The sequence below is a fragment of the Streptomyces sp. PKU-EA00015 genome, assembly GCF_013387495.1.
Lineage (GTDB): Bacteria > Actinomycetota > Actinomycetes > Streptomycetales > Streptomycetaceae > Streptomyces.
Genome location: NZ_JABZEE010000011.1, coordinates 185,597 through 203,184, shown reverse-complemented (window position 1 = coordinate 203,184; position 17,588 = coordinate 185,597). Strand labels below are relative to the sequence as shown.

The window sequence follows — 17,588 nt, the reverse complement described above, 5'->3', positions numbered from 1 at the left end:
CAACCTTTGCAAGGTTACCGCCCGGCCCCGCCGCGGCTCATTGACATAGACGCGACAGCGTCACATCGGCCGGCCGCGAGGCCCGGCTGTCTGGCCGCTGCCCCGTGACACCGTCCGGCGCGTCATGACCTTGGGGGCCGGAATAGGGTGAGGGCCATGCGTACGGAGGACGTGCTGGCCGCCATCGCGACGGGCCTGTGGCGCTGGGACGACGCGTCCGGGACGGTCACGCTCGACGCGGAGGCCGCCCGGCTGCTGGGGCTGCCCGCGGAGCCCGGCGAGTACTCGGAGGCCGCCGTGCGCTCCCGCTTCCACCCGGTCGACTGGAACGAGGTGAACGGGATCGTCGCCCTCGCGGCCGCCGAGGGCACCCTCGCCGAGGCGCGGCTGCGCATCGTCGACGGGGCGGGCCGGGTCCTGCGCACCGTCCGCAGCCGCAGCAAGCCCGTCCTCGACGGCGCGCACTACCGGCTGATCGGCACGATCCAGGAGGTCACCGAGCCGAGGCCGAGCGCCACCGCCGCCCAGACGTCGATCACCGGCGACTGGCGGCGCTCCCGCGAGGCGTTCCTGCTGGACGCGGGCCGCGCGCTGGCGGAGGCCCGCTCCACGGCCGAGGTCCTGCGCGTCGCCGCGTCCCTGTCCATGCCGGGCTTCTCGCCCGACGGACTCGCCGTCTTCGGCGTCCGCGGCGACCGGCTGACGATCATCGGCCACCACGGGCACGGCGAGGGCGACGACGAGCCCTTCAGCGACCTGCCGCTGGACACCGACTACCCGGCCTCCGAGGTCGTCCGTACCGGCCGCGCGATCTACCTGCCGACGCCGGACGACTACCGCCGCCGCTTTCCCGTCACCTGGCCGCTCGCCCGGCGCTTCGGCCGCCGGTCGTGGGCCTTCCTGCCGCTGATCGTCGCCGGGCGCACCATCGGCGCGTGGATGGCCGCCTTCCGCCACCCGGTCGCCTTCACCCCCGACGAGCGCTCGGTGCTGACCACCGTGGCCCGCATGCTCGCCCAGGCGCTCGCCCGCGCCGGGGCCGCCGAGTCCGAACGGGAACTCTCGCTCGGCCTCCAGCGCACGATGATGCCGACGCTCGGCCCCGGCATCCCGGGCATGACCGTGGCCGCCCGGTACGTGCCCACCGGCGGCGGACTCCAGGTCGGCGGCGACTGGTACGACATGATCCCGCTGCCGTCCGGACGTGTGGCGCTGGTCATCGGCGACGTGCAGGGCCACGACGTGCGCGCCGCTGGGCTCATGGGCCAGCTGCGGATCGCCCTGCGCGCGTACGCCTCCGAGGGCCACCGGCCCGATGCGGTCCTCTCCCGTGCCTCCCGCTTCCTGCACGGCGTCACGGACGCGCACGAGACCGGCGACCACGCGGGCCCCAGATTCGCCACCTGCCTCTACCTGGAGGTCGAGCCGTCCACCGGCCTGGTCGAGATCGCCCGCGCCGGCCATCCCGAGCCCGCCGTGATCACCTCCGACGGCACCGTGCTGCTCCGGGCCACCGAGGGCGGACTGCCGCTCGGCATCGACCCGGACACGGACTATCCGACGACCCGGTTCGTGCTGGAGGCCGGCGTGACGCTGATGATCTGCACGGACGGGCTCCTGGAGACCGGCGGGCACGACCTGGACACCGGCTGGGCGCGGCTGCGGGCCGTGCTGGAGGGGAACGCGGGCCGGCCCCTGGAGGATCTCGCCGACACCCTCGTCCAGGCCGTCCACGGACCGACCTCGCACTACACGACCGGCCCGCTGGCCGACCGGCGCGAGGACGACATCGCGGTCCTGCTGCTCACCCGGGAGGCCGAGCCCGCCCGGCGGCCCACCCGGCGCACGGCGATGAGCGTCGCGCAGGCGCAGCCGGAGCGGATCGCGGCGGCGAGGCAGCAGGTGCGCGAGCTGCTGCACGACTGGTCGGACGAGGAGCAGATCGACTCCGCGGTGCTGATGGTCTCCGAGATGGTCACCAACGTGCTCGTCCACACGGACGGCAACGCCCTGCTGGCCGCCGAGGTCGCCCATGGGGAGAAGGGCCGCAGGCTGCGCGTGGAGGTCACCGACCCGAGCGACGAGCTCCCGCACAAGCGCCGTCCCGGCGAGATGGCGTCGTCCGGGCGCGGCCTGGTGCTGATGGAGGTGCTGGCGGACGTCTGGGGCGTGGACCCGAGAGGCGAGGGCAAGTCGATCTGGTTCGAGCTCTACGAGCCGGCCGCCGGCGAGGGCCCGGACGGGCCGGACGGGGCGCCCGTGGCGTAACGGGCCCGCAGCTCGCCGATCACGCCGAAGGCGGCGGCGGTGACGGGCACGGCGAGCAGCATCCCGAGGATGCCGGCCAGGCTCGCCCCGGCCGTGATCGCCAGCATCACCACGGCCGGGTGCATCTGGACCGTACGGCTCTGGATCATCGGCTGGAGCACGTGGCCTTCGAGCACCTGGACGGCGAGCACGACGCCCAGAACCCAGAGCGCGATCACGAATCCGCGGTCGGCGAGCGCGACGAGTACGGCGACGGCGCCGGAGATGAAGGCCCCCAGGTACGGGATGTAGGCGCCGACGAACACCAGCGCCCCGAGGCCGACCGCGCCGGGCACGCGCAGGATCAGCAGCCCGACGGTGATGCACAGGGCGTCGATCAGCGCGATGAAGGTGGTTCCGCGCATGAAGCCCTCGACCGCCTCGAAGGCGCGGCGGGCCATCGCCTCCGCGGTGTCGCCGGTGGAGCGCGGGACGAGGGAGCGCAGAGTGAGGACGGCGCGGTCGGAGTCGCGCAGGAAGAAGAAGACGAGCAGCAGCGCCAGCACGGCGACGGCGATCATCTCGCCGACCACGCTCAGTCCCGAGATCACGCCGGACGCGGCCGTCCCGCCGAACTTGCTCAGCAGTTCCTTGGCGTTGGCCGCGACGTCGTCGAGCGAGGTGCCCGCCGCGCCGAAGTGCTGGGCGAGGTCCCGGGCGGCCCGCCGGAGCGAGGAGATGATCTGGTCGCCGGTCTCCAGCAGCGCGTTGACCACGATGTAGGCCGCGCCGCCGACGACCGCGAGCACGGCCGCGCACGTCAGTCCGGCGGCCGGCGAGCGCCGCACCTTCATGCGCAGGAGCCGCCGGTACAGCGGTCCGAGCAGTGCGGTGCCGAGCAGCGCCAGCAGGACCGCCGTGACGGAGGTCTTGAGCGTGACGACCAGCCAGACGCCGACCGCCGCGACCCCCGTCAGCAGCAGCACGACCACGCACCAGGCCGCGAGTCGGCGCACGGGATCGGGGAGGACGGGCCGGACGTGAGGGGTCTGCACGGTGCCCAGCCGATCACGCCCCCCGTTCCGCGTCCTGCCGGAGCGGCCAGGGGGGTGACACGGCGTCAGCCCCCTGGCCCGGTCCGCCGTCAGGCGACGGTCGGCCCGGACTCCTGCATGCCGTGGACGGCGGGGATCGTACCGAGCCGGCCCTTCTGGAAGTCCTCGAAGGCCTGCTGGAGCTCCTCGCGGGTGTTCATCACGAACGGCCCGTAGTGCGCCATCGGTTCGCGGATCGGCGCGCCGCCCAGCAGCACGATCTCCAGGTCGCCGGTGTGCGAGCCGTTCTGGGTGTCGTCCGCCCAGACGGTGACGACGCCGCCGGCGCCGAACACCGCGGTCTGGCCCATGTGGATCGGCCGACGCTCCTCGCCGACCGCGCCGCGTCCGGCGAGGACGTACGCCAGGCCGTTGAAGTCCTCGCGCCACGGCAGCCGGATCTGCGCACCCGGGCGCAGCGTCGCGTGGATCATGGTGATCGGGGTGTGGGTGATGCCCGGACCCTCGTGACCGTCCAGCTCACCGGCGATGATCCGCAGCAGCGCACCGCCGTCGGCCGAGGTCAGCAGCCGGACCTGGCCGCCGCGGATGTCCTGGTAGCGGGGGTCCATCATCTTGTCCTTGGCGGGCAGGTTCACCCACAGCTGGAGCCCGTGGAACAGGCCGCCGGACAGGACGAGCTGCTCAGGCGGCGCCTCGATGTGCAGCAGGCCGGAGCCGGCGGTCATCCACTGGGTGTCGCCGTTCCGGATGGTGCCGCCGCCGCCGTTGCTGTCCTGATGGACGAAGGTCCCGTCGATCAGGTACGTGACGGTCTCGAAGCCGCGGTGCGGGTGCCAGGGGGTCCCCTTCGGCTCGCCCGGCGCGTAGTCCACCTCGCCCATCTGGTCCATCATGATGAACGGGTCGAGGTGGCGGTAGTTGATCCCGGCGAACGCGCGTCGCACCGGGAAGCCCTCTCCTTCGAAGCCGCTGGGCGCCGTGGTCACGGCGAGCACCGGCCGGGACACGGCGTCGGCGGGCGCGGCGACGCGCGGCAGGGTGAGCGGGTTCTCGACAGTCACTGCGGGCATGGCGGGACCTCCTTGTGCGACCAGCTTAGTTGAATCCTGAACTTCTTGCCACGGGGAACGACGAACGCCCGGGAGGAATTCCTCCCGGGCGCCCCGGTCCCACAACCTGCCCGCCGGCTCCTATCCGTACATCCGGCGCATGGCGAAGTCGACCATCTGCTCCACGGCCTTCGCGTCGAAGACCATCCGGTGGTCACCCTCCATGTCGAGCACGAAGCCGTACCCCGTCGGCAGCAGGTCGATCACCTCGGCGCCGGTGATGACGAAGTACTTGGAGTCCTTGCCCGCGTAGCGGCGGAGCTCCTTGAGGGACGTGAACATGGGGATGACCGGCTGCTGGGTGTTGTGCAGCGCCAGGAAGCCCGGGTTGTCGCCGCGCGGGCAGTAGACCTTCGACGTCGCGAAGATCTGCTGGAAGTCCTCGGCCGACATCGATCCCGTCGTGAAGGCCCGCACCGCGTCGGCCAGGGACGGCGGCGACGGCTCGGGGTACAGCGGCTGCTCTCCGTAGGAGGGCTGTTGCGGCACGTACTGCTGCTGCTGTGCGCCCGGGGTCTGGTCGTAGCCGTACATGAGCGCAAGAGTAACGAGTCACAGTCCCCGATAGGGGTTGCATCTTATTACCGACGGGTAGCATCATCGAAGCTACTTACTGGTACGTGGACGACAAGTCCATCTTCCGATCCTTACGGAGCCGTCGCCATGGGGCACTACAAGTCGAATCTCCGCGACATCGAGTTCAACCTCTTCGAGGTCCTCGGGCGCGACAAGCTGTACGGCACCGGCCCGTTCGCGGAGATGGACGTCGACACCGCCAAGTCGATCCTCGAGGAGATCGCCCGCCTCGCGGAGAACGAGCTGGCCGAGTCCTTCGCGGACGCCGACCGCAACCCGCCGGTGTTCGACCCCGCCACCAACACCGCCCCGGTCCCGGCCTCCTTCAAGAAGAGCTACGAGGCCTTCATGGACTCGGAGTACTGGCGCCTGGGCCTGCCGGAGGAGATCGGCGGCACCACCTCGCCCCGCTCCCTGATCTGGTCCTACGCGGAGCTGCTGCTCGGCTCCAACCCGGCCGTCTGGATGTACTCCTCGGGCCCCGCCTTCGCCGGCATCCTCTTCACGGAGGGCAACGAGGCGCAGAAGAAGGTCGCCCAGATCGCGGTCGACAAGCGCTGGGGCTCCACCATGGTCCTCACCGAGCCGGACGCCGGCTCGGACGTCGGCGCCGGACGCACCAAGGCGATCCAGCAGGAGGACGGCTCCTGGCACATCGAGGGCGTGAAGCGCTTCATCACCTCCGGTGAGCACGACATGGAGGAGAACATCCTCCACTACGTCCTCGCCCGCCCCGAGGGCGCCGGTCCGGGCACCAAGGGCCTGTCCCTCTTCCTCGTCCCGAAGTACCACTTCGACTGGGAGACCGGCGAGCTGGGCGAGCGCAACGGCGTGTACGCGACGAACGTCGAGCACAAGATGGGCCTGAAGGCCTCCAACACCTGCGAGATGACGTTCGGCGACCAGCACCCCGCCAAGGGCTGGCTGATCGGCGACAAGCACGACGGCATCCGCCAGATGTTCATGATCATCGAGTTCGCCCGGATGATGGTCGGCACGAAGGCCATCGCCACCCTCTCCACCGGCTACCTGAACGCGCTGGAGTACGCCAAGGAGCGCGTCCAGGGCCCGGACCTGAAGAACTTCGCGGACAAGACCGCGCCCAAGGTCACCATCACGCACCACCCCGACGTGCGCCGCTCCCTCATGACGCAGAAGTCCTACGCGGAGGGCATGCGCGCCCTGGTGCTCTACACCGCCGCCCTCCAGGACGACATAGCCGTCAAGGAGGCCGCCGGCGAGGACGCCAAGGACCTCGTCGCGCTGAACGACCTGCTGCTGCCCATCGTCAAGGGCTACGGCTCGGAGAAGTCCTACGAGCAGCTGGCGCAGTCGCTGCAGACCTTCGGCGGCTCCGGCTACCTCCAGGAGTACCCGGTCGAGCAGTACATCCGCGACGCCAAGATCGACACCCTCTACGAGGGCACCACCGCCATCCAGGGCCAGGACTACTTCTTCCGGAAGATCGTCCGCGACCAGGGCCAGGCGCTGAACGCGCTGTCCGAGGAGATCAAGAAGTTCCTCGCGGTCGGCACCGGCGGCGACGAGCTCGCCCCGGCCCGCGACGCGCTCGCCAAGGCGGCCGTCGACCTGGAGGCGATCGTCGGCACCATGACGAACGACCTGATCGCCACCGGCGAGGACGTCAAGAACATCTACAAGGTCGGGCTCAACACCACCCGGCTGCTGATGGTCTCCGGTGATGTCGTCGTCGCCTACCTGCTGCTGCGCGGCGCCGCCGTGGCCGCCGAGAAGCTGCCGACCGCGTCCGCCAAGGACGTGCCGTTCTACCAGGGCAAGATCGCGGCCGCGAAGTTCTTCGCCGCCAACGTCCTGCCGGGCGTCTCCGTCGAGCGCGCGCTCGCCGAGACCGTCGACGGCTCGCTGATGGACCTCGACGAGGCCGCGTTCTGACCTCGGCCGCACCCTCGCACAGGGCCGCCGCCACGACCTCGTCGGGCGGCGGCCCTGCCGCGTAGACCGTCGCGGCGGAGCCCGTAGGGCCGCCCACCTGGGGTGCCGCGCATCGGCAACCGGCGCACGCACACCCCTCGTTAAGGTGAACCCATGAGCAGCCCATCCCCCCGCTTCGACCGCGGTCACACCGACGACCTCATGTCCTTCCTGACGGCAGCACCCTCGCCGTACCATGCCGTGGCCGAGGCCGCCGAGCGGCTGGAGAAGGCCGGCTTCCGCCACCTGCTGGAGACCGATTCCTGGGACGGCAACGCAGGCGGCCGGTACGTGCTGCGCGGCGGCGCGCTGATCGCCTGGTACGTACCGGAAGGCGCCTCGGCCCACACCCCCTTCCGCATCGTCGGCGCCCACACCGACTCCCCCAACCTGCGGGTCAAGCCCCTGCCGGACACCGGCTCCCACGGCTGGCGACAGGTCGCCGTCGAGATCTACGGCGGGACGCTCCTCAACACCTGGCTCGACCGCGACCTGGGCCTGGCCGGCCGGCTGACCCTGCGCGACGGCTCGCACCGGCTCGTCAACGTCGACCGCCCGCTGCTCCGCGTCCCCCAGCTCGCCGTCCACCTGGACCGCTCGGTCAACACCGACGGCCTCAAGCTGGACCGCCAGCGCCACATGCAGCCCGTCTGGGGCCTCGGCGACGTCGAGGAGGGGGACCTGATCCGGTTCCTGGAGGAGGAGTCGGGCGTCGGCGAGGGCGAGGTCACCGGCTGGGACCTGATGGTCCATGCCATCGAACCGCCCGCCTACCTCGGCCGCGACCGCGAGCTCCTGGCCGGCCCCCGGATGGACAACCTCCTGTCCGTCCACGCGGGCACGGCCGCGCTGACCGCGGTCGCCGCCTCCGGCGAGCTGCCGTACATCCCCGTCCTCGCCGCCTTCGACCACGAGGAGAACGGCTCCCAGTCCGACACCGGCGCCGAGGGACCGCTGCTCGGTTCGGTGCTGGAGCGCTCGGTCTTCTCGCGCGGCGGCACCCTGGAGGACCGGGCCCGCGCCTTCGCCGGGACCATCTGTCTGTCCTCCGACACCGGCCACGCAGTCCACCCCAACTACGGCGAGCGCCACGACCCCACGCACCACCCCCGCGCCAACGGCGGCCCCATCCTCAAGGTCAACGTCAACCAGCGCTACGCCACCGACGGCAGCGGCCGGGCCGTGTTCGCCGCGGCCTGCGAGAAGGCCGGCGTGCCGTGGCAGACGTTCGTGTCGAACAACGCGATGCCGTGCGGCACCACGATCGGCCCCATCACCGCGGCCCGGCACGGCATCGCGACCGTGGACATCGGCGTCGCGATCCTGTCGATGCACAGCGCCCGCGAACTGTGCGGCGCGGACGACCCGTACCTGCTGGCGAACGCGCTGGTGGCGTTCCTGGAGGGCTGAGCCGCAGACGCGCGGCCGTGCCCGGCAGGAAGGCGACCTCTCGGCGCGGACGTCGAGCTCCAGCCCTGCGTGAACAAGGACGACCTGATGAAGGGCCTCGCCGAGGCGGCCAGGGCTCGCTGACCGCCTCGGGACCTGTCTCGGCCTACCCGGCCGCCGGGTCCATCCCCGCCAGGACGAGCGGCAGTCGGTCGGCGCCGCCGGCGGTCAGGCGCACCGGAACGCCCCAGTCCTGCTGGTGTACGTGGCAGGCCGGGTACTGGTTGGCAGGATCGTCGTCGCAGGACGCCGCCATGGCCGAGACGTGCAGGACGCCCTCGGTGATCTCCGGGTTCAGCTCCAGCTCCCGGCTCAGATCCGTCCCCGCGCCCTCGCCCGCGCGCAGCAGCTCGGGCGGGGTGGAGGAGACCAGCAGGCGGGTCGAGGGCCCGTAGCGCGTGTCGAGCTTCTGGCCTGCCGGGGCCTGGAAGACGACGTCCAGCCGGAGCGCGCCCGGCGCGACGTCGGTCGCGGCGCGCTGGGTGCGGTGGGCGACGCCCTCCACGCGCACGGCCTCCTCCGGCAGCCGCAGCCGGGTCAGCCGGTGCCGGGCCGATTCCACGACCACGATGTCGTCGCCCACGAGCGCGGCCCCGCTGGGCTCCCGCAGATCGGTGGCCAGCGTGGTGACCTCGTTCGTCGCCGGGTCGAAGCGGCGCAGCGCGTGGTTGTACGTGTCGCTGATCGCCACCGAGCCGTCGGGCAGCGCGGTGACGCCCAGCGGGTGCTGGAGCAGCGCCTGTCCGGCGTCCCCGTCGCGGTGCCCGAAGTCGAACAGACCGGTGCCGACGGCCGTGCGGACCTGCATGTCCCGGTCGATGAAGCGGACCGCCGAGGTCTCCGAGTCGGCGATCCACAGCCGGTCCCCGGTCGCGGCGAGCCCGGACGGCTGCGCGAACCACGCCTCGGCCGCCGGGCCGTCCACCAGGCCCTCGTTGGTCGTGCCCGCGGCGACCTGCACGGTGCCCGCGTCGGGATCGTACGTCCACAGCTGGTGCACGCCGGCCATCGCGATCCACAGCCTGCCGTCCCACCAGGCCACGTCCCACGGCGACGACAGCGAGACCTCCAGCGCGGGCCCCGAGGTCGGCGACCCCTGCCACCACTGCTTCCCGGTCCCGGCGAGGAGCTCGATCGCACCGGTCTCGGGGTCGTAGGCGCGGATGGCGTGGTTCACCGTGTCCGCGACGGCGACGCGGCCGTGGGGAAGCAGCGCGAGCCCCTGCGGCTCGTTGAACTCGCCGTCCCCGATCCGCCGCACGACGCTCTCGCCGTCCGGCTCCAGCTCCACGAGCTGGTGCCGGGTCGAGTCGGACACGAGGAAGTTGCCCGACGGCAGGAGCAGCGCCTTGCCGGGGAAACGCAGATCGGTGGCCACGGGCTCGGGCGCCACATAGGGCCCGTCACCACGCCGCAGCGTCCCCTTGGCCGCGTGCTCGGCCTCCAGCTCCTCCACGAGCTTCTCGATGGCGTGCGCATGCCCCTCGCCCGCGTGCTGGGCGACGACGTACCCCTCCGGGTCGATGACGACGAGCGTGGGCCAGGCCCGTACGGCGTACTGCTTCCACGTCGCGAGCTCGGGGTCGTCCAGGACGGGGTGGTGGACCTGGTACCGCTCGACGGCGTCGACGACGGCCTGGTGCTCGGCCTCGTGGACGAACTTCGGCGAGTGCACGCCGATGATCACCAGGGTGTCGCGGTGCTTCTCCTCGAGCTCGCGGAGCTCGTCGAGGACGTGGAGGCAGTTGATGCAGCAGAAGGTCCAGAAATCGAGGACCACAATGCGCCCTCGCAGGTCCGCGAGGGTGTACTGCTTGTCACCTGTGTTCAGCCAGCCGCCCTTGCCGATCAGCTCGGGGGCACGGACACGGGCACGGCGGCTGGGCGCGGGGGTGGGCGCCGGGGCGGCATCGTTCATGGTTCAAGCTTGCCATCCGGGTATGAATGCCGGATCACGGCCGTGCGGCCCCGGGTGCCGGATCGTGACCCCGCGCGACCGTCAGAGCGTCACCGTGGACTCGTAGATCCCGCTCGTCATGTCGTCGCACAGTGCCCGGCACTTCCCGAAGAGGTCCGCGAACTCGGGCTTGCCCTGCCATTCGGACATCGCCTCAGGGCTCCGCCACGCCGAGAAGGACACGAAGTGGTTCGGGTCGGACAGGTCGCGGATGAGGCGGGCCTTCACGAACCCTTCGTTGGCGCCCTTGGTCCACGCCAGGAATTCCGTCCAGGCGTCGATGAAATCGTCGGCCTTCCCTTCTGTGACGTGCCAGTTCCCCGAGGACCAGTGCTTGAGTTCCTCTCTCATACCACCAGGCTAATCCGGCATACCGGTCAGTTCATTCGGGAATCCGTGCGCCCATGACCTACCTGGTGCGGGACAAGATCTTCGCGATCGGCGACGACTACTGGATCGACGACGAGCACGGGCGGCACGCCTTCCTCGTGGACGGAAAGGCGCTGCGGCTGCGGGACACGCTGGAGCTCAAGGACCCTAGCGGGTACGTGCTCGTCACGCTGCGGCAGAGGCTGCTCGGCCTGCGGGATGCCATGACGATCGAGCGGGACGGGGCCGCCCTCGCCACGATCCGCAGGAAGCGGCTGTCGCTGCTGCGCAACCACTACCGGGTCACGCTCGCCGACGGCACCGCTCTGGACGTCAGCGGGCGGATCCTGGACCGGGAGTTCGCCGTCCAGTACGAGGGCGAACTGCTGGCGCACATCTCGCGGCGGTGGCTGACGCCGCGGGACACGTACGGCGTGGACGTCGTGCGCGAGGACGCGGACGCCGCGCTGCTGATCGCCGTCGCGGAGTGCGTGATCCGGATGGCGGAGAAGGAGCGGGAGGAGGGGTGAGCTACCCGGACCGGCCCGGCGGGACCGGCAGGCCCAGGCGGCGGTCCTTGAGCGCCGGGAAGAGCTCCCGGGTCTTCTCCACCTTCGACGGGTCGAGGTCCACGGTCAGCACCTCCTCGTCGGGGCCGGCCTCGGCGAGGACCTCGCCCCAGGGGTCGACGACGATGCTGTGCCCGGCCTGTTCGACGTCGGCGTGCGTGCCCGCGGTCCCGCAGGCGAGCACGTACGCCTGGTTCTCGACGGCGCGGGCACGGGCCAGCAGAGTCCAGTGCTCGCGGCGGCGGGCCGGCCAGCCGGCCGGGACGACGAGCGCCTGGGCGCCGGCGTCGACGAGGCCGCGGAACAGTTCGGGGAAGCGCAGGTCGTAGCAGGTGGCGAGGCCGAGGGTGAGCGCACCGGGCAGGGACACGGTCACCAGTTCCTCGCCGGCGCCCATCATCACGGCCTCGCCCTTGTCGAAGCCGAAACGGTGGATCTTGCGGTAGACGGCGGCCATCCGGCCGTCGGGCGCGATGACGAGTGCGGTGTTGTAGAGCGTGCCGTCGCCGTCCCGCTCGACGATCGAGCCGGCGTGCAGCCAGACGCCGGCGTCGCGCGCGGCTCCGGCCATGGCCGCGTACGTCGGCCCGGCCGGCGTCTCGGCCTCCGCCTCGAACTGCTGGTAGGCGAAGGCGCCGACGGGCCAGAGCTCGGGAAGGATCACCAGGTCGGCGTCCCGTTGCTCGCGTACCAGCGCGGCGACGCGGCGCCTGCGAGAATCGACCGATTCGTCCGGGTCTACTGCGATCTGCACGAGCGAGGCGCGCACACTACCACCGTCCTGGCATTCGAGCTGTCAACTCGGGCCTACGATCGTCACACGAAAGCACTGCCGGGGTGCCTTCGGGCAGCGTACTGTGCTCATCCGGGGGCCACCCCCGGACCCCCACAGACCGCCGCCAGTCCAGTTTGCCCGCGTACGACCGCCGAGGGGTCCCGTGACCGTCCATCCCAGCCTCCAGAACTACGCCGATGCCTGGACCCACGCAGTCGAGTCGATAGCCGAGCTGGTGCAGCCGCTCCCCGAGGGCGAGTGGAACCGCGCCACCCCCTGCCCGGCCTGGTCGGTGCGGGACATCGTGTCGCACGTCATCGGCATGGAGTGCGAGATGCTCGGCGACCCGCGCCCGATCCACTCGCTGCCGCGCGATCTCTACCACGTGCGGAGCGAGTTCGCGCGCTACATGGAGATGCAGGTCGATGTGCGCCGGCACCACACCTCCCCGGAGATGACGGCCGAGCTCGAGTACACGATGATCCGCCGGGCCCGTCAGCTGCGCAACGAGAACCGCGCCCCCGACACTCCGGTCCGGGCCCCGCTGGGGGCCGAGCAGACCCTCGAACTCGCCTACCGGATGCGCGCGTTCGACACGTGGGTGCACGAGCAGGATCTGCGCGTGGCGCTCGGCAAGCCGGGAAACCTGGACTCGCCGGGTGCGTACGTGACGCGGGACTGCCTGCTCGAGGCCCTGCCCAAGGTGGTGGCCAAGGACGCGGGCACGCCGCCGAATTCGGCCGTGGTCTTCGACGTGAGCGGCCCGGTGGAGTTCCTGCGGACCGTGCGGGTGGACGCCGACGGGCACGGCTCGGTGGACGGTTCGCCGTCACTGGGCCCGCTGGTGACGTTCACGACGGACTGGGAGACGTTCTACCGGCTGGCATGCGGCCGGGTGCGGCCCGCGGCCGTGGCGGACCGGGTCAAGGTCGACGGCGACGCGGAGGCGGCCGAGGCGATCCTGCGCGTCATCGCGGTCACGCCCTGACGAAGGCGCTGGGGGGCGGGCGCACCCGCCCCCTGCCGTCGCCCGTGGCGGGTGGCGGTCAGACCGGCACGTGCACGGCCTCCACCCGGCTCGCCACCAGGCGCTCGCGCTCGCGCCGCACCGTGCGCGCCCGCAGCCGCAGGATCTGGGCGACCCCCAGGGCCTGGAGCACGAAGACGGACGAGAACGCGATCCGGTAGTCGTCACCGGTCGCGTCCAGCAGCACGCCCACCGCGAGCAGCGTGGTCATCGAGGCGACGAAACCGCCCATGTTGACGATGCCGGACGCCGTCCCCTGACGTTCGGGCGGATTGGCGGGCCGCGCGAAGTCGAAGCCGATCATCGAGGCGGGCCCGCAGGCGCCGAGCACGGTGCACAGGGTGATGAGCAGCCACAGGGGGGCGGTGTCGCCGGGGTACACGATGGTGGCCGCCCATAGCAGGGCGCTGGCGCCTATGGTGCCGAGCGCCAGCGGGGTGCGTGCCGCATGGTGGCGCGCGATGATCTGCCCGTAGACGAGGCCGACGACCATGTTGGACGCCACGACGAGAGTCAGCAGAGCGCCGGCGCTCTCACGCGTCAGCCCCTGCGCCTCCACGAGGAACGGCATCCCCCACAGCAGCAGGAACACCATGGCGGGGAACTGGGTGGTGAAGTGCACCCACATGCCGAGCCGGGTGCCCGGCTCGCGCCAGGACGCGGCGATCTGACGCCGAACGAACGCGGCGCCCGTGTGCCGGACGGGTGGCGGCTCGTGGCCCTCGGGGTGGTCCTTGAGGAAGAGGAGCATCAGGACGAGCACGACGAGGCCGGCCGCGGCGCTGCCGGCGAAGGTGGCGGTCCAGCCCACGCCGTGCAGCATGCGGGCGATGACGAGGGTGGAGACCAGGTTGCCCGCCATGCCGAACAGCGCGGCGATCTGCGCGATGAGGGGACCGCGCCGGGCGGGGAACCAGCGGGTGCCGAGCCGCAGCACGCTGATGAACGTCATGGCGTCGCCGCAGCCGAGCAGCGCACGGGACGCGAGCGCCATGCCGTACGAGGGCGAGAGGGCGAACCCGAGCTGGCCGACGGTGAACAGCACCACGCCGATGGTGAGGACCTTCTTGGTGCCGAGCCGGTCGACCATCAGGCCGACGGGTATCTGCATGCCCGCGTAGACGAGCAGCTGCAGGATCGAGAAGGTCGACAGGGCCGAGGCGTTGACGTCGAAGCGGTCGGCGGCGTCGAGTCCGGCGACGCCCAGGGACGTACGGAATATGACGGCGACGAAGTAGACCGCGACGCCGATGCCCCAGACGGCGGCGGCCCGTCGGCCGCCGGGGGGATCACTGGGGAGGGACACCTCGCAGGAGGACGCGCTCACCGTTCCTCACCCCGCACCAGCACCTTGACGCGGCTGAGGTGGCTGCGCACGCACTCGGCGGCGCCGTCCGCGTCACCGGCCCGGATCCTCTCGAGGATCTCGGCGTGCTCGGTGTGGTTCCTGGTGACCCGGTCGGGGAGTGCCTGCATCATCGCGACGCCCATGCGCAACTGGCGGTCGCGCAGCTGGTCGTAGAGCTTGGAGAGGATCTCGTTGCCCGCGTGGCGGACGATCTCGGCGTGGAAGCAGCGGTCGCTGACGGCGAAGGCGGCGAGGTCGCCGGCGGCGGCGTGCCGCTGCTGCTCGTCGAGGAGCTCCTGGAGGCGGGCGACGAGTGCGGCGGGCGCGGGCACCGCCTTGCGCACGGCGAACTCCTCCACCAGCAGCCGCGTTTCGACGACGTCCGCGATCTCCTGCGCGGAGACGGCGAGGACCAGCGCACCCTTCTTCGGGTAGAGCTTGATCAGCCCTTCGACCTCGAGCTTGAGGAGTGCCTCGCGCACGGGGGTGCGGGAGACGCCGACGGCCTCGGCCAGCTCGCCCTCCGTGAGGAGCGTCCCGCCCTCGTACTGCCGGTCGAGGACGGCCTGCTTGATGTGGGTGTAGACGCGGTCGGCGGCCGGGGGCTGTCTGACGGGGGGCGCGGAGGCGGCAGGCATGCACACAGCATAGATACAACAGACTTCAACCAGAAAGCCCCGTCCGCGATACGGACGGGGCTTCCGTGCCCGGTGGGTTCACCGGGGGTGTTTCACGTGGAACAGGCCCGTCAGGCCCAGGTGATGAGCCGCTTCGGGTTCTCCAGGATCGCCGCGACGTCGGCGAGGACCTTGGAGCCCAGTTCACCGTCGACCAGCCGGTGGTCGAAGGAGAGCGCGAGCGTGGTGACCTGGCGAGGCTTCACCTTCCCCTTGTGGACCCACGGCTGGAGCTTGATCGCGCCGACCGCGAGGATCGCGGACTCGCCGGGGTTCAGGATCGGCGTGCCGGTGTCGACGCCGAAGACGCCGACGTTGGTGATGGTCACGGTGCCGCCCTGCATGGCCGCCGGGGTGGTCTTGCCCTCGCGCGCGGTGGCCACGAGCTCGCCCAGCGCCTCGGCCAGTTCCGGCAGGGTCTTGTCGTGCGCGTCCTTGATGTTCGGCACGATCAGACCGCGCGGGGTGGCCGCGGCGATGCCCAGGTTGACGTAGTGCTTCTGGACGATCTCCTGGTTGGCCTCGTCCCAGGCGGCGTTGATGCCCGGGTTCCGCTTGATGGCGACGAGCAGGGCCTTGGCGATCAGCAGCAGCGGGTTGACCCGCAGCCCCGCCATCTCCTTGTCGGCCTTCAGCTCCTCGATCAGCTTCATCGTGCGCGTCACGTCGAGGGTGACGAACTCGGTGACGTGCGGCGCGGTGAAGGCGCTGCCGACCATCGCGGCAGCGGTCGCCTTCCGTACGCCCTTGATCGGGACACGGGTCTCACGAGCACCGGCGGGGACGGACACGGGAGCGGGAGCCTCGGCCGCCACCGGCTCGGGGGCGGCGACCGGCGCGGGTGCCGCGGCGGCGTGCACGTCCTCGCGGGTGATGATCCCGTCGGGGCCGGTGGGCGTGACCGCCTCGAGGTCGATGCCCAGGTCCTTGGCGAGCTTGCGCACCGGCGGCTTGGCGAGCGGACGCGGACGGGCCGGGGCGGCCCCGTTCATCTCGGCCTGGATCGCGGCCGTGGCGGCCTGCTCGGGGACGGATCCGGCCGGGGCCTTGCGCGGACGGCGCTTGGTCGACGACTCGGCGACGCCGTAACCCACGAGGACCGGCTGGCGGCCCTGCGGCTTGGCCTCCGGCTCCGGCTCGGACGCGGGCGGCGGCTCGGCGGCGGCGAGCGACGGCTCGGTGGCCGCCGGGGGCGGCTCCTCGGCCGGCCCCGCGCCGGGAGCCACGTCGATCGTGATGATCGACGTGCCGACGTCGACGGTCGTGCCCTCCTCGAAACGCAGCTCGTGCACGACGCCGTCGTACGGGATCGGCAGCTCGACGGCCGCCTTCGCCGTCTCGACCTCGCACACGACCTGGCCGTCGGTGACGCTGTCACCGGGCTGGACGTACCACTTGAGGATTTCGGCCTCGGTGAGTCCCTCGCCCACGTCGGGCATCTTGAACTCGCGGAAGCGCAGGGAGGTGTCTGCGGTCATGGTCACGGCACTCCTCAGTACGCGAGCGAGCGGTCGACGGCGTCCAGCACCCGGTCCAGTCCCGGAAGGTACTCCTCCTCCAGGCGGGCCGGCGGGTACGGGGCGTGGAAGCCGCCGACCCTCAGCACCGGGGCCTCCAGGTGGAAGAAGCACCGCTCGGTGATACGGGCGGCGATCTCCGCGCCGGAGCCGTAGAAGACGGGGGCCTCGTGGACCACGACCAGCCGGCCGGTCTTCTCGACGGACGTCTGGATCGTGTCGAAGTCGATCGGGGACATCGAGCGCAGGTCGAGGACCTCGACCGACTTGCCCTCCTCGGCCGCCGCGGCCGCGGCCTCGACGCAGACCTTCACCATCGGGCCGTAGGCGGCGAGGGTGATGTCCGTGCCGGGCCGGGCGACGCGCGCCGTGTGCAGCGGGCCGGGGATCGCCTCGGTGTCTACCTCGCCCTTGTCCCAGTAGCGCCGCTTCGGCTCGAAGAAGATCACCGGGTCGTCGCTCTGGACGGCCTGCTGGAGCATCCAGTAGGCGTCGGAGGCGTTGGAGGGGGAGACCACCTTGAGGCCCGCGACGTGCGCGAAGAGCGCCTCGGGGGACTCGGAGTGGTGCTCGACCGCGCCGATGCCGCCGCCGTAGGGGATACGGACGACGACGGGCAGCTTGATCTTGCCGAGTGCGCGGGCGTGCATCTTCGCGAGCTGCGTGACGATCTGGTCGTACGCGGGGAAGACGAAGCCGTCGAACTGGATCTCCACGATCGGGCGGTAGCCGCGCAGGGCCAGGCCGATCGCCGTGCCGACGATGCCGGACTCGGCGAGCGGGGTGTCGATGACCCGGTCCTCGCCGAAGTCCTTCTGCAGCCCGTCGGTGATGCGGAAGACGCCGCCGAGCTTGCCGACGTCCTCGCCCATGATCAGGACCTTGGGGTCGGTCTCCAGGGCCTTGCGCAGCGACTCGTTGAGCGCCTTCGCGAGCGGGAGTTTCTGTACCGCCATG

The 17,588-nt window shown here is 71.4% G+C and carries 15 protein-coding genes; 5 read left to right on the top strand and 10 right to left on the bottom strand.

Annotated elements, in window-relative coordinates:
• Positions 1 to 156 precede the first annotated feature (156 nt).
• Entirely contained in the window at positions 157 to 2,268 is a 2,112-nt protein-coding gene (locus HW130_RS11545) for a SpoIIE family protein phosphatase (protein ID WP_177149393.1), read from the top strand.
• Here HW130_RS11545 and HW130_RS11540 read toward each other — a convergent pair.
• The 3 genes from HW130_RS11540 to HW130_RS11530 all read right to left on the bottom strand — a co-directional run bounded on the left by HW130_RS11540 (position 2,211) and on the right by HW130_RS11530 (position 4,948).
• Positions 2,211 to 3,302: an AI-2E family transporter gene (locus HW130_RS11540; RefSeq protein WP_177149392.1), complete on the bottom strand. Its 1,092-nt coding sequence runs from the start codon at positions 3,300 to 3,302 to the stop codon at positions 2,211 to 2,213. The genes HW130_RS11545 and HW130_RS11540 overlap by 58 nt on opposite strands.
• An 89-nt stretch (positions 3,303 to 3,391) precedes the next feature.
• On the bottom strand, positions 3,392 to 4,375 hold the full coding sequence (locus HW130_RS11535) for a pirin family protein (protein WP_177149391.1): 984 nt from the start codon (positions 4,373 to 4,375) through the stop codon (positions 3,392 to 3,394).
• 120 nt (positions 4,376 to 4,495) lie between these two features.
• The gene (locus tag HW130_RS11530) at positions 4,496 to 4,948 is read right to left on the bottom strand and encodes an SseB family protein (protein WP_177149390.1); all 453 of its coding nucleotides are present in this window, start codon (positions 4,946 to 4,948) and stop codon (positions 4,496 to 4,498) included.
• A 129-nt stretch (positions 4,949 to 5,077) separates the two neighbouring features.
• On the opposite strand from HW130_RS11530, the gene HW130_RS11525 reads away from it, so the two are divergent.
• Together HW130_RS11525 and HW130_RS11520 are read left to right on the top strand one after the other, a co-directional pair.
• Positions 5,078 to 6,904, top strand: a complete 1,827-nt coding sequence (locus tag HW130_RS11525) for an acyl-CoA dehydrogenase (RefSeq protein WP_177149389.1) — start codon at positions 5,078 to 5,080, stop codon at positions 6,902 to 6,904.
• A gap of 153 nt (positions 6,905 to 7,057) precedes the next feature.
• A complete protein-coding gene (locus HW130_RS11520; protein ID WP_177149388.1) occupies positions 7,058 to 8,353 on the top strand; it encodes a M18 family aminopeptidase in 1,296 nt (431 codons plus the stop codon).
• Positions 8,354 to 8,498: 145 nt separating this feature from the next.
• On the opposite strand, the gene HW130_RS11515 is transcribed toward HW130_RS11520, so the two are convergent.
• Both HW130_RS11515 and HW130_RS11510 read right to left on the bottom strand, forming a co-directional pair.
• A complete protein-coding gene (locus HW130_RS11515) occupies positions 8,499 to 10,310 on the bottom strand; it encodes an NHL domain-containing thioredoxin family protein (protein WP_177149387.1) in 1,812 nt (603 codons plus the stop codon).
• A gap of 81 nt (positions 10,311 to 10,391) precedes the next feature.
• On the bottom strand, positions 10,392 to 10,700 hold the full coding sequence (locus HW130_RS11510) for an antibiotic biosynthesis monooxygenase family protein (RefSeq protein WP_177149386.1): 309 nt from the start codon (positions 10,698 to 10,700) through the stop codon (positions 10,392 to 10,394).
• A gap of 53 nt (positions 10,701 to 10,753) precedes the next feature.
• Between HW130_RS11510 and HW130_RS11505 the strand changes: the two genes are divergently transcribed.
• A complete protein-coding gene (locus HW130_RS11505; protein WP_177149385.1) occupies positions 10,754 to 11,248 on the top strand; it encodes an LURP-one-related/scramblase family protein in 495 nt (164 codons plus the stop codon).
• 1 nt (position 11,249) lies between these two features.
• Here the strand turns inward: HW130_RS11505 and HW130_RS11500 are convergent, their stop codons facing one another.
• On the bottom strand, positions 11,250 to 12,056 hold the full coding sequence (locus tag HW130_RS11500; RefSeq protein WP_177149384.1) for a carbon-nitrogen family hydrolase: 807 nt from the start codon (positions 12,054 to 12,056) through the stop codon (positions 11,250 to 11,252).
• Between the two features lie 169 nt (positions 12,057 to 12,225).
• On the opposite strand from HW130_RS11500, the gene HW130_RS11495 reads away from it, so the two are divergent.
• The gene (locus HW130_RS11495) at positions 12,226 to 13,050 is read left to right on the top strand and encodes a maleylpyruvate isomerase family mycothiol-dependent enzyme (protein ID WP_177149383.1); all 825 of its coding nucleotides are present in this window, start codon (positions 12,226 to 12,228) and stop codon (positions 13,048 to 13,050) included.
• A gap of 58 nt (positions 13,051 to 13,108) precedes the next feature.
• Here HW130_RS11495 and HW130_RS11490 read toward each other — a convergent pair whose 3' ends face one another.
• The 4 genes from HW130_RS11490 to HW130_RS11475 form a co-directional block, all read right to left on the bottom strand.
• The gene (locus HW130_RS11490; RefSeq protein ID WP_177149382.1) at positions 13,109 to 14,416 is read right to left on the bottom strand and encodes a nitrate/nitrite transporter; all 1,308 of its coding nucleotides are present in this window, start codon (positions 14,414 to 14,416) and stop codon (positions 13,109 to 13,111) included.
• A complete protein-coding gene (locus HW130_RS11485; RefSeq protein ID WP_177149381.1) occupies positions 14,413 to 15,075 on the bottom strand; it encodes a GntR family transcriptional regulator in 663 nt (220 codons plus the stop codon). Before HW130_RS11485 ends, HW130_RS11490 begins: the two co-directional genes overlap by 4 nt.
• Before the next feature lie 110 nt (positions 15,076 to 15,185).
• Positions 15,186 to 16,592, bottom strand: a complete 1,407-nt coding sequence (locus HW130_RS11480; protein ID WP_177149380.1) for a dihydrolipoamide acetyltransferase family protein — start codon at positions 16,590 to 16,592, stop codon at positions 15,186 to 15,188.
• 14 nt (positions 16,593 to 16,606) lie between these two features.
• The gene (locus HW130_RS11475; RefSeq protein WP_177149379.1) at positions 16,607 to 17,587 is read right to left on the bottom strand and encodes an alpha-ketoacid dehydrogenase subunit beta; all 981 of its coding nucleotides are present in this window, start codon (positions 17,585 to 17,587) and stop codon (positions 16,607 to 16,609) included.
• Position 17,588: the final 1 nt, after the last annotated feature.

What these genes read in the sequence shown, in the direction of transcription:
- HW130_RS11545 (WP_177149393.1), top strand. Translation starts at nt 157, where the DNA reads ATGCGTACGGAGGACGTGCTGGCCGCCATCGCGACGGGCCTGTGGCGC.
- HW130_RS11535 (WP_177149391.1), bottom strand. Translation starts at nt 4,375, where the DNA reads ATGCCCGCAGTGACTGTCGAGAACCCGCTCACCCTGCCGCGCGTCGCC.
- HW130_RS11530 (WP_177149390.1), bottom strand. Translation starts at nt 4,948, where the DNA reads ATGTACGGCTACGACCAGACCCCGGGCGCACAGCAGCAGCAGTACGTG.
- HW130_RS11525 (WP_177149389.1), top strand. Translation starts at nt 5,078, where the DNA reads ATGGGGCACTACAAGTCGAATCTCCGCGACATCGAGTTCAACCTCTTC.
- HW130_RS11520 (WP_177149388.1), top strand. Translation starts at nt 7,058, where the DNA reads ATGAGCAGCCCATCCCCCCGCTTCGACCGCGGTCACACCGACGACCTC.
- HW130_RS11515 (WP_177149387.1), bottom strand. Translation starts at nt 10,310, where the DNA reads ATGAACGATGCCGCCCCGGCGCCCACCCCCGCGCCCAGCCGCCGTGCC.
- HW130_RS11510 (WP_177149386.1), bottom strand. Translation starts at nt 10,700, where the DNA reads ATGAGAGAGGAACTCAAGCACTGGTCCTCGGGGAACTGGCACGTCACA.
- HW130_RS11505 (WP_177149385.1), top strand. Translation starts at nt 10,754, where the DNA reads ATGACCTACCTGGTGCGGGACAAGATCTTCGCGATCGGCGACGACTAC.
- HW130_RS11485 (WP_177149381.1), bottom strand. Translation starts at nt 15,075, where the DNA reads ATGCCTGCCGCCTCCGCGCCCCCCGTCAGACAGCCCCCGGCCGCCGAC.
- HW130_RS11480 (WP_177149380.1), bottom strand. Translation starts at nt 16,592, where the DNA reads ATGACCGCAGACACCTCCCTGCGCTTCCGCGAGTTCAAGATGCCCGAC.
- HW130_RS11475 (WP_177149379.1), bottom strand. Translation starts at nt 17,587, where the DNA reads ATGGCGGTACAGAAACTCCCGCTCGCGAAGGCGCTCAACGAGTCGCTG.